General features: G+C 51.0%; 10 protein-coding genes and 1 riboswitch. Of the genes, 2 read left to right on the plus strand and 8 right to left on the minus strand.

Features of this window, described 5'->3' with window-relative positions; genetic code table 11:
• The first annotated feature begins 26 nt into the window (after nt 1–26).
• Complete coding sequence (locus tag U6B65_01725) at nt 27–359, plus strand: cupin domain-containing protein (protein WRS27872.1); 333 nt, start codon at nt 27–29, stop codon at nt 357–359.
• A gap of 100 nt (nt 360–459) precedes the next feature.
• Here the strand turns inward: U6B65_01725 and U6B65_01730 are convergent, their stop codons facing one another.
• The 5 genes from U6B65_01730 to U6B65_01750 all read right to left on the minus strand — a co-directional run bounded on the left by U6B65_01730 (nt 460) and on the right by U6B65_01750 (nt 5,918).
• Nucleotides 460–2,838 carry a homocysteine S-methyltransferase family protein gene (locus U6B65_01730; GenBank protein WRS27873.1) on the minus strand — a complete coding sequence of 793 codons (2,379 nt, stop codon included), beginning with the start codon at nt 2,836–2,838 and terminating at the stop codon, nt 460–462.
• Complete coding sequence (locus tag U6B65_01735; protein ID WRS27874.1) at nt 2,825–3,505, minus strand: methionine synthase; 681 nt, start codon at nt 3,503–3,505, stop codon at nt 2,825–2,827. The genes U6B65_01730 and U6B65_01735 overlap by 14 nt, the downstream gene beginning before the upstream one ends.
• On the minus strand, nt 3,502–4,377 hold the full coding sequence (metF, locus tag U6B65_01740) for a methylenetetrahydrofolate reductase [NAD(P)H] (GenBank protein WRS27875.1): 876 nt from the start codon (nt 4,375–4,377) through the stop codon (nt 3,502–3,504). The genes U6B65_01735 and metF overlap by 4 nt, the downstream gene beginning before the upstream one ends.
• 630 nt (nt 4,378–5,007) lie before the next feature.
• On the minus strand, nt 5,008–5,445 hold the full coding sequence (aroQ, locus tag U6B65_01745) for a type II 3-dehydroquinate dehydratase (GenBank protein ID WRS27876.1): 438 nt from the start codon (nt 5,443–5,445) through the stop codon (nt 5,008–5,010).
• 14 nt (nt 5,446–5,459) lie between these two features.
• Nucleotides 5,460–5,918 (minus strand): YhcH/YjgK/YiaL family protein, encoded by a 459-nt coding sequence (locus tag U6B65_01750; GenBank protein WRS27877.1) that lies wholly within the window; start codon nt 5,916–5,918, stop codon nt 5,460–5,462.
• 273 nt (nt 5,919–6,191) lie between these two features.
• Between U6B65_01750 and U6B65_01755 the strand changes: the two genes are divergently transcribed.
• Nucleotides 6,192–7,049, plus strand: a complete 858-nt coding sequence (locus U6B65_01755) for an AraC family transcriptional regulator (GenBank protein WRS28895.1) — start codon at nt 6,192–6,194, stop codon at nt 7,047–7,049.
• A gap of 245 nt (nt 7,050–7,294) precedes the next feature.
• Nucleotides 7,295–7,386, minus strand: a riboswitch (cyclic di-GMP riboswitch).
• 14 nt (nt 7,387–7,400) lie between these two features.
• On the opposite strand, the gene U6B65_01760 is transcribed toward U6B65_01755, so the two are convergent.
• The 3 genes from U6B65_01760 to U6B65_01770 are packed head-to-tail and all read right to left on the minus strand — an operon-like array spanning nt 7,401 to nt 15,255.
• On the minus strand, nt 7,401–12,983 hold the full coding sequence (locus tag U6B65_01760) for an S-layer homology domain-containing protein (protein WRS27878.1): 5,583 nt from the start codon (nt 12,981–12,983) through the stop codon (nt 7,401–7,403).
• Nucleotides 12,984–13,000: 17 nt separating this feature from the next.
• Complete coding sequence (locus tag U6B65_01765; GenBank protein ID WRS27879.1) at nt 13,001–13,216, minus strand: hypothetical protein; 216 nt, start codon at nt 13,214–13,216, stop codon at nt 13,001–13,003.
• Between the two features lie 47 nt (nt 13,217–13,263).
• Nucleotides 13,264–15,255: a metallophosphoesterase gene (locus U6B65_01770; GenBank protein ID WRS27880.1), complete on the minus strand. Its 1,992-nt coding sequence runs from the start codon at nt 15,253–15,255 to the stop codon at nt 13,264–13,266.
• Between the last annotated feature and the right edge of the window lie 31 nt (nt 15,256–15,286).

Here is a 15,286-nt window from a genome sequence, read left to right on the forward strand (position 1 = left end):
AATAAACCGATGGGAGGCGTTTTCTTTTGAAGGATCAGGTTTGGGTATTTCATCAGGAGCAGCCCGTTAAGCAGGCTGCACCGGGAATCAACCGCCAGATGCTGGCTTACTGTGACCAGCTGATGTGTTTAGAAAATCACTTTGAGGTGGGTGCGGTGGGCGCCTTGCATCATCATCCCCATACCCAGATTACTTATGTGGTCAGCGGAGCTTTTGAGTTCACCATTGATGGTGTAACCAAAACCGTTCGCCAGGGGGATACCATGCTCAAGCAGGATGGCGTGGAGCACGGCTGTGTCTGTGTGGAAAAAGGCATACTGCTGGATATTTTTACCCCTATGCGTGAGGATTTTGTTTGATTCCTTTTTCAGCTGTATGGTTAACCTTTTGGTGTAAAAAAAGCTCTCCGAGAAAATCGGAGAGTTTTTTCTTATGCGGTTAGAAGTGTATGCAAAGCAATCAGTTGTTTACACCAAAAAAGCGGTTGGCAATGGTAACCGATTCCATGGCATCCCGGGCGTAATAGTCAGCCCCTACAAAGGAAGCATATTCGGGATTCAGCACGGCTCCGCCTACAATAAAAGTGCAGGAAAGCCCGGCATCCTTGACAGCGGCGATGGTTTCCTTCATGTTTTTCACGGTAGTGGTCATGAGGGCGCTAAGTCCCACAAGCTTGATATCCTCTTTCCGAATGGTATCCACCACGGTTTCAATGGGCACATCCTTGCCTAAATCGATCACATCGTAGCCGTAGTTTTCCAGAATCATCTTTACAATGTTCTTGCCGATGTCATGGATATCCCCCTTGACCGTGGCAATGAGGATTTTGCCCTTGCTTTCCGGCTTTGTGCCGCTGCTTTCCAAATGGGCCTTGATGATGCTGAAAGCCTTTTTCACTGCTTCGGCGGATTGCATCAGCTGAGGCAGAAAAAGCTGACCCTTCTCAAAGCGCTGGCCCACTGTATCCAGAGCCGGGATAAAATGACCGTTGACAATATCCAGAGGGGCCATGGTGGCAAGCATTTCTGTAACCCGGGGGGCGGATTCATCCTTGCGCCCTTGAATGATAATATCCTTGAGGCTGCGGCTTTCACCGCTATCCGTTCCGGTAGAAGTGGGGGAGGGGGCAGTCTGATCCGGTTGGCTGGCAATGTAATCTTCCGCACCCGAGTCCTCGTTATCCAGCACACGGAAGCAGCGCACCACTTCCATATAACGGGTGGAAAGGGGATTCAGAATAGGCGCATCCAGCCCGGCCCCAAAGGCGGCGGCCAAAAAGGTAGCGTTGAGAGATTCACGGTTGGGCAGACCAAAGGAAACGTTGCTGACGCCCAAAACTGTTTTGACTCCCAGCTCCTGCTTGACCAGCTTGATGGCCTTGAGGGTTTCCATTACCTGTGCCTGCTGGGCGGAGGCTGTGAGAACTAAGCAGTCAATGAGCACATCCTCACGGGGGATGCCGTAAGACTCGGCCGTTTCCACAATATGCCTAGCTACGGCAAGGCGGCCCTCAGCAGTAGAAGGAATGCCTTTTTCATCCAGAGCCAAACCTAAAACCAAGGCACCGTATTTCTTTACGATAGGGAAGATGCTGGCCATGCTTTCGGCTTTGCCGTTTACCGAGTTGATTAAGGGGCGGCCATTGCAGAAACGAACCCCTGTCTCAATGGCGGCGGGATCGGAGCTGTCAATCTGCAAAGGCAGACCCATAGTCCCCTGCACCTCACGAATCACCGAGCGCATGACAGCCGGTTCATCAATTTCGGGCAGGCCAACGTTGATATCCAGAATCTCGCTCCCGGCGGCTTCCTGATCAATGGCTTCGCCCACAATATATTCCAAGCGGTTTTCACGGAGGGCGGCCTTCATTTTAGGTTTTCCGGTTGGATTGATACGCTCGCCAATGACCGTGATTTTATCATCCAGCATCACTGTTTTGGTACCCGAGGTTAAGGCAGTAACCTTTTTGGGAGCGGTCGGTACAGGTGAAAGCCCGGCTATATTGGCCACGACTTCCCGGATAAAATCCGGGGTGGTGCCACAGCAGCCCCCCACCAGACGAACCCCCATTTTGACCATTTCAGCCACATAATGGGCAAATTCCTGCGGGGTAATCACATAGACGGTTTCATCTCCCTGCATCACCGGAAGCCCCGCGTTGGCCTGCACAATCACTGGAACCTTGGCATAGGTGAGAATTTGTTCCACCACCGGCAGCATTTCCTTAGGCCCCAGCGAGCAGTTGACACCCAGTGCATCCACCCCAAGAGATTGGAGGGTGAGGGTGGCGGTGATGGGATCGCAGCCCACAAAGGTTCGTCCATCCTCCTGATAGGTCAGGGTGCAGATTACAGGAAGTGAGGTGCTTTCTTTGGCGGCCAGTATAGCGGCCTTGGCCTCATAGGGATCGGAAAAAGTCTCCATGAGAATCAGGTCGGCTCCGCACTTTTCGCCGCAGACCATCTGACGCTTGAAAACCTCATATGCCTCCTCAAAAGAAACAGTCCCCATAGGCTCCATAAGCTGCCCCAAGGGGCCTATATCCAGCGCCACAAAGGGGGCGCCCGCTTCTCTGCCATTGCGGATGCCCGCCTCGATAACATCCTCCACCGAATATTCACAGTGGAGCTTGTATTCATTTGCCTGAAAGGTGTTGGCGGTGATGATTTGAGCGCCTGCCTTGACATAATCCCGGTGGATACCCATGACAATTTCAGGATGGGTTATGTTATAAACCTCCGGCAGGTCACCCACAAGAAGCCCTCTTTGCTGGAGCATAGTGCCCATACCGCCATCGAATACAGCAATATGTTCCCGAATTAAGCTAACGATGTCCACAGCTTTTACCACTCTTTCTGTAAGGGCAGTTGGCCGCCAGATTGCAGGTGCTGCAAGCGCTTTTGGGGGCGGGTTCTGCCGGATTTTCGAATATCCCCATAATGGCGGTAACGGATTTTCGGGGAAGCATAATCAGATTGGAGGTGCAGGTCAGGCCAATGCGCCGCCCCGCATCCAGCACACTGAGAAAGGCGGGCTGTGTTTCAAGAGGCAGATCGCCATAACCCGGGCTAAAGCGAAAATTGATGCTCAGCCCCTGTGCAGCCTGCTCCTGCCGGATTTCTTCTTCCACCAGATCACAGACCTTTTCAATGCAGTCGGTGGCGGCGCTATCCACAATTAAGGAGCGGGTCATATCCCGGCCGTTCATTCGTTTTAGCTGGTTTTCCAGCCCCAGCCCCAGAGTAGCGGCCATCAGAACCGCCCCTTTGGCTCCTTCCAGATGCTTGGCAATGGATTCACCGGCAAGAATCAGGGAGGTTCCTGCCAAGCCGATACCGCCGGGGGCGGGAACCAGCCCAAAGGTGCGGTGGGTATAGGCGGGCTTTGCCCAAGCAAGGCAATCGGCAATGGAGCTGTCAATAAGCTGGCTGAGTGCTTCATCCAGTTCCTGACCACCATAGCCCAGATACCGGAGAACCTCCGCTCGGTCTATTTGAATGTTCATATCTCTTGCTGAACCCTCCGGATGCGTTCCATACCGGCGGCCGCAATATCCGGCTGGTTCATGCTGTATAGATGCACACCGTCAACGCCGCCCCGAATCAAGCCTTCCGCCTGATTGGAGGCATACTCAATACCGGCCTTACGCAGATCGGCAGGACTGTCGGCATACTTGTGCAAAAGGCGCACAATAGCAGAGGGAAGGGAACTGCCGCACATAAAAATCATCCGCTCAATTTGGCCACGGCTCAGAATCGGCATGACACCCGCTGTTATGGGGAGGGTAATGCCTGTTTTGCGGGCCTTTTCTAAAAAGTCAAAAAAAAGATTGTTTTCAAAAAACAGCTGTGTGATCAGGAAATCTGCCCCAGCCTCCTGCTTTTCTTTCAGGTGGAGCAAACTTTCCTCCACACTGTCGCTTTCAATATGGCCTTCGGGATAGCAGGCCGCACCGATGCAGAAGCCGCCTAGTTCCTTTAGCTCACGAATCAGATCGTGGGCATACTGAAAATCACCGGAAAGGGGGAGAGCGGTATCGACAGGGAGATCGCCCCGCAGAGCCAGAATGTTCAGGACATTGGCCTCTTTTAGTTCAGCGGCTATTTGATGAATCTGATCACGCCGGGCGCCTACACAGGTCAAATGGGCAAGGGCTTCGATTCCCCACTTGTTTTTGATGGCAGAGGCAATTTCACCGGTTTTGCCCGAACTCCCAGAGCCGCCGGCGCCATAAGTGACCGAAATAAAATCGGGGCCCAGCTGGGTAATTCCCTCCAGCGCCCCATAAATAGCCTGAATATCAGCCGCTTTTTTCGGAGGAAAAACCTCAAAAGAGATCACCGGCTTTTTTTGTGAAAACAAATCCTTTATAAACATCCAAGTCCACTCCCTGAAAAAGATAGCAATATAGTTGAATAAAAAAGTATATTTAATCAATAACACCACAGTATTTTCGACTATTTTTGCGGATAATACTCACAAAATTGTAACAAGAAACGCCGCTAAAGTCAATCTTTATGCAGAGTATGCTAAAAGTTCTCAGACTCGGTCAAATAGACGTTTTTCGAATTAGAAAGTCCTTATAATACCACTGGAGATACAGCGTCTTACTCTGCTATAAATGTGATGCTGTAAAATGTATAAATACGGAATATTTATAGTAGAATGCGTACCAAACAGGAACGCTGTTTGGTGCAACGGCACTTCTGCCGTATGCCGCTGTAAGCGGCGCATTCTTTCTTCATACTCATTTGCATATGGGTATATAAGCTGGGAAGCATCCTCCAAGCTTATATAACACGATCTGGCATGCGGGTATTATATTGCTATAGGCAGCATACGATAATTCTGAAAATATTTGTTAGAACAATATACAAATTATATAATAATTATTTTATTATATTTTAAATTATTGACTATTTGCATAGAAGTCCAGTATAATAAACGTAGTTGACAAAAGAAAACCCCTGCGGTTTTTTAAACCGCAGGGAAGAGAAACAGAGCAAGTCACTTTATTTCTGCCAGCTTTTCCAAAGCAAAAAGGTAGCCCTGAATTCCCATACCAATGATTTGGCCGACACAGCAGGATGCTCCTGCAATCACCGAATGATGCCGGAATTCCTCCCGCCGGTGGGTATTGGAGATGTGCACCTCGATACAGGGAACCGCAACGGCATTAAAAGCATCCAGCAGTGCATAAGCATAATGACCATGACCGCCGGGATTGATGATAATGCCATCCACACAGCCAAGGCACTGCTGGATTCTGGTGATGGTTTCGCCAAGACAATTGCTTTGGAAGAATTCGATGTTCACACCCAAGGCTTCGGCTCTTTGAGCAAGCATAGCGTTGACATCATCCAGAGTGGTGCTGCCATAAAGCTCGGGTTCCCGTTTGCCAATCATATTAACATTGGCCCCGTTAATGACCAGTATTTTTTTCATTGCATGGTCTCCCTTCAATCGGCTACACGAACCTTGATGCAGGCTTTGCGCACCAAGGTGGGCACAAGTGCACGCTTTTGGGGCATATGTACATCCTGTGGGAACACAATGGCGATATCCCCCTTTTGAAGAAGAATATATTCGCATTCTTTCTCAAAGAAAAGGGCATCAGCCTTGGGATCATACTCTGTAACAGGTTCACCAGCCCGGCAACGGGGCACATAGCCAAGGTACTCAAAGCCTTCGGCTACATAGTGAACATCGGCATATTTGACATGGGCTTCAAGGCCGCAGTTGTCAATGGTTTTGGATTCATATTCCTGCACGAGAATAAAGACATTGTCGCCGTCGATATCATGACGGCCAAGCTCCATCTGACGGATATCATTGGCTTTGAGAAACTCCAAAGCTTTTTCAAAATTTCCACCCAGCGCATAATAAAGTTCGCAGTTGGCCAGTGTATCTACTACCATGGTTCAAGCACATCCTTTTCATATTTTTTAGCAGGTGCAGAAAGCTTTCTATACTCTTAGCTTAACACAGTGGCTGACTGATGTCCTTGCAAAAATGAACCGCTTTTGTTGCAAAACTTCACCTTTCCCACCGTTATCAACACTGCTTGCATGAGCTATACACAGGATTTCACCCGCCTGCTCAGGCGGTTTCAAAATAGCCCCACAAAGGACTGCTTTGAAGTGAAACAAGTATAACCATCGTATAAAAGAGAGGTGTTTTAAGTGGAAATAATGGGTACCTGCGCATGTTCTGAGAATGCCTGCCTCACCAACGGACGTTTTTCGGTGGCTTTGCTGGATTATCGGGAGCAGGTGAAGCAAATGCACAACCACAACTATCTTGAAATTTATTTTTCTGTTTCAGAAGGTAAGCGCTTTATTATTGATGATACAATCTACCCCATGTGCAACAACGATGTTTTTATCATCAATCAGTTTCAAACCCATTTGCCGGTGGCGGCTGCCCATAAAAAACACCTGCGTTATGTTTTTACCATTATGCCGGATTATCTGGAATCCATTTCTTCGCCTTCCACCAACCTGCTGCACCTTTTTTATGATACAAAGAATTATCCTCGCAGAATCCCCCTGAAAAGAACCCAGAGAGAGCAGTTGATCCAGCTTATCCACAAGCTGGGGACTTTGCAGGGCTATGGTATGGATTTAATGGAAAACTCTTTGCTGGTGGAAGTTCTTTTTTTGCTGATCCATGCTTCCCGTAAAAGCAGTGGGGTAATTACCAGTGGAGGAAAGTATATGGAGGATGTTCTCCATTATATTGATGCATCGCTGGAGCGGGATCTTTCGCTGGATACTCTTTCCGCTGAGTTTTATTTGAGCAAGGGCTATTTCTGCCGGGTTTTTAAGGAGCACACCGGCATCACTGTTAACAAATATATTCTTGCAAAGCGCATTGCCAGAGCCAAGCAACTGCTCTCAGTGGGCTGTTCGGTGCAGGAGACAGCCTCCATGGTTGGATTTAACGACTATGCCAGCTTTATCCGGCGTTTTAAGAGCGAGGTGGGGATATCCCCCAAACGGTATAGCCGCTCATACATTGTGGTTGCCCCACAGGCAGAGCAGGAGTAATGCCCAGATCCAATACAAAAGAGGGCATATATTTGTTAGGGCAGAAGGCCGGAAAGCGGCGTTCCGCCCTAACCGCATGATGTCGCCTGCCGCCATACCCTGAACAGCTCCAGCATGCCTGTTGTTTCCCATAGAAATACCCCTTTCGCCAGAGCAAGAAAAAGGCGGTATCCCCATATCCAAATGATCAGTCAAAAAGAGCCAGGGCGTGTCCTCTGTTTGTAGAGGGCACGCCCTGAGCGGTTTTCGGAAGCCAGTCTGTCGTGGCGCTTTATGAAACGCCTTAGACCCTGTAGTTTTGTGTCCTCGCTTTTCAGCGAGTTTGCCCTAGGCTCCATTCTCTTGTTTTGGTTACTTGGTTTTTCTTATGCCATTTTCATCCACTTGATAGCCGTCAATTTTTGTATTTTTGGCAAGAGAGCCGTCGGCATAGAAGTAATACCATTTTCCGTCTACCTGAAGCCATTTTCCAGCGATCATGACACCATAGCTATCAAAATAATAGCGCTTTGAATTTCCACTTGTTTCAATATCTTTCCATCTTATGGCAGGCCTGCCATTTTGGTAGAACATCCATTGGCCGGAATGGTTCATTGTCCAGCCTTGCATGGTATCGCTGAAAATCATCAGCTCAACAAAGCGGCGCAGCACTGCCGAAACCTCGGCTCTTGTGGCTGTCCCCTGGGGATCAAAGAGGTTGCTGTTTTTGCCGCTGATCACACCCGCCATCTGCATCTGCTTTACGGCTTCTTTGGCGTGGGTACTGATTTTAGCGTTATCTGAAAAGATGTTTTCCACATGAACCTTCGGCACAGTATATCCCATGGCCTTGGCATAGTTTCTCATAATAACCGCCATTTGCTCACGGGTTACAAGGCCGTCCGGATCGAACTTGCCTCCCTCGGTGCCCACCAGAATGTTGTTTTTGCTTGCCCATTCGATATAGCCCATGTAGTAGGCATCAGCCTTTACATCGGTAAAGCTGGACTGCTTATAGGCCCTTATGTCGGCATTTGCCAAACGTCCCAGTGCCGTTACAAACATTCCCCGTGTCATGGAGCCGCCCGGACTGAACGTGGTGGTGCTGGTGCCGGTTATAAGACCACGGTTTGCAGCAAAAAGAATATCATCCTTTGCCCAATGACCGCCTATATCGGTAAAGTTGAAGCCGGCTTTGTAGGCTACGCCGTAAGTGGAGAAATGGCTGGTGGAAAACACCACCGTTCCGCGTTTGGCGTCGTAGCTGGAATCGGTAAGGTAGGTTACCTTGCCTTTTGCATCCACATAGACAGCGTAGACATACCCGGCGGCTTCGTTTTTTTGCAGGGTATAGGGAATCTCCACACTGACACTGCCCTTGCCAAAGTCGGTCACAGACTTGCCGTTGCCGTAGAGTGCTTTGAGGTCATATGCGGGCCGGCTGCCGATGGCAGCCTTTGCATCGCCGGGTAGCTTTGTATTGTCCATGCGAGTGGCAGAAAGCTGGACATCAGCCTTTGCCTGCCGGTTGATCTCTGTCACGGCCGCAAGGTCAATGCCGATGGTAAGGTCGGGGCGGTCTATGACAAGCTGAACGCTGAAGATTTTGTTTCCGATAACCTTCTCCTGCGTAGTCTTGGGCAGATTGACTGTGACTGTGTCTGCATCCTTACCGGCGGTGGTGACATGGATAACCGCCGTGATGTCGCCTGGGCTCACACCTTTTTTTGCCGCTTCTGCCTGTGCGTTTGCAATGGCATCGGTGATGTTTTTGTCGGTCAGGCTGACGCTGGCGTTGCCTGTGTTGTCTACCGTGGCCTTATTTTCTGTACTGCCAGTCACCGGCTCGGTGGGCTTTGTGGACAGAGTGGGCCTATCGGAACCACTGTCAGAGTCCCTCCCGCCGTTATCGTTACCTGTGGATAATTTGGCGATAGCTGCGTCGATCCCAATCCCACCGCTCTCTTGATTAAGCGTCAGCTTAAGAGTACCCCTGATAAAGCCTTTGGCAGAAGAGGTTGCCTGGGTTTTTGTGAATCCATTCCCAGTATCCCATGCCACGGTCACACCATAGAGTGAAGCGGCTTGTGCTACACTCAAAATATCCGCTGCTGTTGTACTGTTGGAAACTGACATCCGGTTGATTGCCGCCATAATTGCAGCCTGAGCTGCCGCAAGCTTTTGCGCATCGGTAAGACCCGAGATGGTTTTGGTCAGCGTCAAGTTTTTGTTCGTTATGTTGGTGTTTGTTACCGTAACACCTGTGATTGCGCCGCTGTCATAGCCTGTGTAGCTGACTGCAATGGTATAGCTTCCGGCGGAAACGCCTGTGATGATGTACCTGCCGTCTGTCGCTGCTGTTACCACGCCGCCCACATTACCGCTGCTGTTCTTGAGCTGTAGAGCTGCGGGGATGCCCGCACTGGTATCGCTGCCCTTAACCGTACCGCTTATGGTATAGCCGGGAGCTGTCGCCGCCTTGAATGTCACGCTAACGGTGACAGCATAGGCGGGCATGGTGAAGGCACCGCTTGTCACGGTGAGAGTCGTGTTTGGGTCTCCTGTCTTGGTTACGGTAATCGTATCCAGCTCATAATTGGCATCCGCCGTAGGCGTGACAGTGACAGTTTGCCCCTCTCTCGCAGAGGGAACCTTGTTGCCGTTTACCTTCACGGTGAAGCTGCCGTTTGTGGCAGCGGTCTTGGTGATGATTTGCGCCGCCGCCAGCTTGAGCTGGCTGCCGTCCGCGATTACGGCAAATCCGCTGTTGTCACTGACGAATTTTGAGATATAGTCACTGTTGGTAACAGCTTCTCCGGTGGTGAATACACCCGCTTTGGGAATGAGAACATGGTCCCTCGATAGTTCAACGATACTGACGCCGATGGCTGTGCTGTTGGTGAGCGCACCTGTAATGTAAATATTAGAAGGGTGACCGCTATAAGGCATCAGCGCAACATTGTCGCTTGCTTCGCCGACTGTGTTGCCGGAAATATTCGCATTGCCGGACAGCATCATACCTTCGCTGGTAAGCACCCCGCCGCCCGCGCCGCCCGCGACTACAGTGTTGCCGGTGATGCTCCCGCCGCTCATGGTGAAGCCGCCTAAATTCGCCACACCGCCGCCGATTGACACGTCACCGCTGCCTGAGATGCAGGAATTACCGGCAATACTGCCTCCTGACATAGTGAAGGTACCCCTATTTGCCACGCCGCCGCCGGTCACAGCGGTGTTTCCTGTGATATTGCCGCCGGCCATGATAAAGACACCTGAACCATCAACATAGATGCCGCCGCCCGCGCCTTCTCCGGCGCCGTGCCCTCCGGTGATTTTTCCCTGATTGGCAACGGTGGCGCTGCTTGTATCGCAGAGGGTCAGGTTGCCATTCACAGTGAGGACGTTATAATCCAAACTACTCGTCGGAATATCGTTGCCATCGATGGTCTTGCCCTTGAGGTCAAGCACGGTGGTCTTATCCTCTGCAAACTCCAGCGTGGCGCTGATGTTCACATGCTCCAAGAGCTGAATGTATGCCGTGCCGCTTGCAAAACCGTTTGCGTATGCTACGGCATCGGTCAGGCTGCCGCTGCCGGCCCAAGTAGCGGGGGCTGCGTCTTCTGTGCCTGCTACGCCCCATTGCGCCTGCGGTTCAGTCCACGCTGCGCCGAACACGGGATAACCGTCGTTTGTCGTTCCGCTGTCGACCTGCCATGTGTAATAGTCGATGTTGTCTTGCTGTTCGACCCATGTGTTCATCCGGTCGATCAGCGCATTTTCTGTACCTGAGACGGCTTTCATCTGCGCGTCTGTCAATTTTGTTCCAAGACCCAAATTTGTTCCTGATGCCGCTGGCATATTTACGTAGTAACATTGATCAACCGTTCCTGAACTGAGCATACCGATTACGCCGCCGTTACAGCCTTGCATACCGTCAGCGGAGACATCGGCGGTGCTGTAGCAGTTGGCTATGGCAATCTCCTGACCGCCGTAGCCAATCAGACCTCCGGCATAGGAGCCAATGCCGCTTGCGGCGCTGACGCTGCCGCCCCGGACGAAGCAGTTGGAAATGGTTCCCCCGAATACGTCGCCTGCCAGCGCACCGGCATAGACCAGTTTGTTATTGGTAGAGGTGTTGGAAACGGCGATTGACACATTTATCAATCCGACGTTTTTAACGGAGCCGCAGAACTCGCCGAGCAGCCCTGCAAAGACAGTTTCGTCACCTGCCTCAATCTTCACCGTCAGACCTGTAATGGTGTGCCCCTGCCCGTCAAAGCTGCCGGCGAAGGCGGAGCCGGGAGCACTGCCCACCGGTGACCACTGGAAGCCGGACACGTCGATGTTATCGTCAAGGAGGACGGTGTAGTCAAGATAGTTCGCGCCGTTTGCCGACCACCACGCCGCGCCCTTGGTGGTTTTGATGGTGATGACTCTGTTTGTATCGTCCAGCACATAGTCGGTGCCGGAAGCTGCCGCAGGGGAAGCCGCCGCGTATGCTGCCGCCGTGGGGAGGGCATCGCTGGGCGGGGTCACAATAATATACAGAGACGCGAGATTCGTTAATTGGTCGTGCGGTAAAGGAGGGCAGTTGGCAGCGGCTGCTGCGTTATCCCCTACTTTCACGATATAGCCTTCATCCACGGTGATGGTACCGCCACCGTTTCGGCCGGCGTTGCTGATGGCCATGCCAAACATACCGCTGCCGCTGCTGGCGATAAGGGTAGCCGAGTCGGAAACATTCACATCTCCATTAATGCCAACACCGGCTATGCCATTAAAAGCGCCGCCTGTTCCGGCAGCACCGCCGGTGGCAGTGAGTGTCGCCGCTCCTGTCACTGTAACATTGCCGCTGATACCAGAGCCGCCAACGCCACCCGTTCCCTCTTCAGCCGATCCACCTTTGCCGCCGGTGGCAGTGAGTGCCGCATCTTCTGTTACCGTAACATTGCCGCTGATACCAGCACCGCCAGTGCCACTCGTCCCCCCGGTAACAGATCCACCTTTGCCGCCGGTGGCGGTGAGTGCTGCCGTACCCATGACAGTAACATTGCCGCTGATACCAGCGCCACCTTTACCGCTGTCCATCAAACTGGAGTAGCCTATGCCGCCCGTGAGGGAGCTGTCCGCAATCATATTTAAGGTGATTGTGCCGCTTGTCACCGTCAGGGCAGTTGCGCCGTCCGGCACCCGATACGACCCGCTCGGTGGTGCTTCGATCACAACGCCGTTAAGGTTCAGTTTAACCTCGCCTGTCGCATTGACCACGATAACATGGGAAGTGGAGGCCTTTTCATCCGCCATGCCAACGGTATATTCACCCGCAGCACCAAAGGTCAGCACACCGTTTTCATACGTCGGCGCGGCACCATCTTCGTCTATGCTGACCGAAAAATCGCCGTAGGTGGCCGGAGTACCTGTCCGCAGTGCCCTCATAAGTGGCTGCGTCCCCACCGCAACGGTGATTTCCGGTAGGGCGGCACTTACCGTATAGCCCTCTGTCACCGGTGTAAAGATATAAACGCCCTCGGCATCCATATCATATTTCGGAGCAGATATCCATGTAACCGGGATATCCGAGGTTGTGATGTTCCATTCAAGCTCGGTCGTCCCGCCTGCCGTTGCCGGCTCACTGGAGCCTGCCGGAGTGGCAGAACTGAGAGCTGCCTCTGTCAAATTGTCCGGGTTCCTTGAATCCTGTAGGGGTTTCTCCACTGTGCTGCTATCAACAGCCACTGCTGTTCTCACCGTTGCTGTCAGGGTTTCAGGCAGCTCCAGATCTTTCATGGATGTGCCAAGTGGTACTGATCTTTCTGTTTCTGTTAGTGATGCAAAGGCAATGATTTCCCCGCTTGTGCCAAGTGGAGTGGTTCCTTCTTCTGCCATAGCCGAAACCGGCAATAAGGTTAGCACCATGCACACCGAAAGCCAAATACTCAAAATTCTTTTTGTCGCCATGCTTACTTGAACGCTCCTCATTTTGCAATCTTTTTGGGCCAGTAGCATACGCCAACGTCCAGTGAACGAGGCTTATCCAGGTGAAAATCGGCATAGCGGCAATACCAGCACTGCCGCAGTCCTTGCGGTGCATCCATTCTGGGCTCAAAGGCAGGGCAGGCTTGTTTCTTCCACACGTTACCCTCTGCATTAGGGGCCGCTAGTGGTGCATCCTCACGCCTGCGCTTTTCCATTTCATCACGCTCCTTCAATCAAATACTCCGAATCTTTTTTGAATGGATTAGTTGCCGACAGTCTTCATTGCCTCAATAATAGGAAGCAACCGGTCAGTTGCTGTATTCACTAAATCGGCAACGGGAATGTCAAATAGCCAGTAATCTCCACTTGCGTGATTGTCACCTTCGCACCATACATTCAGCCTGCCGCCATCTCCAAAGTAAAACTGTGTTGCAAATTCTTCTGTATCAATGCTCTCTGCAAGCTTTTGGTATGCTGCAGCTTTGACTTCTTCGGGCATTTCACCTTCAACCCCCGCTGCCGCAAACCCGAATTTACCGTCTAGTATCAGTTGTTTGAAGGCTTTCTTATCACTTACAAAATCCCACAGGTTCCCGGTATCCTTTTCACCCGTAGACAAGCTGAAAAGCTGGGTGCGTATGGAGCTGACCGGGTAGGCTGCCCCTGCCATATACACCGTGTTGTAGGTTCGAAGGCTCAGCAAATCGCCATCCACCACTTCGAAGACAGGCATAATATCGTAAGTGGTGTCTTTTTCGGCAGAGGAGGTTGGTGCAAGGCAGAACTCTTTTAATGCCTGATTCAGTTTTTCCTGCACAGCAGCATCGGTTAAGCCGCTTGCTTCCACATAGCGTGCCTGTGTGTTGTCATCGCCGTAATTTTCAAGGGCTTTCACATCAAAGGATACCTTGGCAGAAGAACTTTCTGCGGCAGCCGGTTCCTCTTTTGCGGTGCTGACACTTGCAGCAATGTCGGTTATAGTGCCGTCTTCCTCATACGTATAAAGCCCGGCTGTGGTTTTCTCACCAGTGGTAATGACAGCAAAGGTGCGGGTGGCCTCTGGATAGTCTGTATTATGGTCAATCCAGGTTCCCTCGTTGATGTAACATTTCCCATTATCAGTAGCGCGATAAGCGGGTACATGGGTATGACCAAACACCACCACATCTACGTTTTCATCCGGATTTTCCAGATACTGTACCTTTGCCTGCCGGAAATAATATTCCCAATCCACAGTTCCGGCGACCGCCTCAACAAAGCTGTTGGGAACCTTGACCTGATTGATTTTCTGGCGTTCACCCCATGTGCGCTGGATATTTTTGAACAGCACCGGTGCGGAAATGGTCCCATCTGCCTGTTGGGCAGGATAAAAATCCAGATAGGTGTAGGAATCGTCAAAGCCATCCATGTGCATATCAAATATTTTTTCCTCAAGACCTTCGTTGGGTGTCATTCTTGTGGAAATATTTTTAAGGAGTGAATAGTAAATATAAGCACCGTACTGGTCAGCATCGGATTTATCAGGCACTGCTGTTACCACAGGCAGATTCTTTTCTACCTTGGGGCGCCCTTCCAATACCCATGTAGCCGCGTAACGTGCATAGAAATAACCGGCTGGTAACATAGTCTCGTTATTGCCCACCAGCTCAACATTGCTTACTGTATCCGGTGCGGAGAATACATCGTAACGGTGGCCATGCTCAATAGCAATTTCATTGCGGTCGCCCGTGTAATATGTTCCCAGACCTTTGGCATCCCGAATCTGCACTATTTTGGGGATAGCCTCCTGCAAAATATTGTTCTCTTGTGTCATATCGTGGTTACCGGGTATATAGACCAGCTTGATTCCGCTGTCGGCTACCTTATTGAGTTCGTCAATGATTCCTTGATTGTTGGCGATGACATCCTTGTAAAATTGTTGTACATCGGTGTAGCTGGGGTAATCCACCGGCAGAAACCATTCATCCAAAAAATCGCCGTCGATTACCAGTTCACGCACATCCTTGGTGCTTTGCAGCCGCTTTAAGAAATCAATTAGTATTGGGCGATTCTCAACATTTTCGGCATATTTATCGTCCACTCCGATGTGGATGTCACTTATGACGACAATTTTGTTTCTCGTATCCCCGGCCTCCCATAATGCAGATGCACTTTCATCGGATGATGGAGCCTTGGGTGTACAGCCACTGGTGAACAGAGCCAAAGAAGTGACCATGCTGGCCGCCAGCAGCAAAGAGAGAATTTTTATTTTCATATCCTGTTCCTCCTACCAAAAGTTGTTTTTG

It is taken from the genome of Oscillospiraceae bacterium MB08-C2-2 (assembly GCA_035621215.1).
Classification (GTDB): Bacteria; Bacillota; Clostridia; order Oscillospirales; family Ruminococcaceae; genus WRAV01.

Coding starts and splice junctions, on each gene's coding strand:
- U6B65_01735 (WRS27874.1), bottom strand. CDS start 3,505: ATGAACATTCAAATAGACCGAGCGGAGGTTCTCCGGTATCTGGGCTAT.
- metF (WRS27875.1), bottom strand. CDS start 4,377: ATGTTTATAAAGGATTTGTTTTCACAAAAAAAGCCGGTGATCTCTTTT.
- aroQ (WRS27876.1), bottom strand. CDS start 5,445: ATGAAAAAAATACTGGTCATTAACGGGGCCAATGTTAATATGATTGGC.
- U6B65_01750 (WRS27877.1), bottom strand. CDS start 5,918: ATGGTAGTAGATACACTGGCCAACTGCGAACTTTATTATGCGCTGGGT.
- U6B65_01755 (WRS28895.1), top strand. CDS start 6,192: ATGGGTACCTGCGCATGTTCTGAGAATGCCTGCCTCACCAACGGACGT.
- U6B65_01760 (WRS27878.1), bottom strand. CDS start 12,983: ATGGCGACAAAAAGAATTTTGAGTATTTGGCTTTCGGTGTGCATGGTG.
- U6B65_01765 (WRS27879.1), bottom strand. CDS start 13,216: ATGGAAAAGCGCAGGCGTGAGGATGCACCACTAGCGGCCCCTAATGCA.
- U6B65_01770 (WRS27880.1), bottom strand. CDS start 15,255: ATGAAAATAAAAATTCTCTCTTTGCTGCTGGCGGCCAGCATGGTCACT.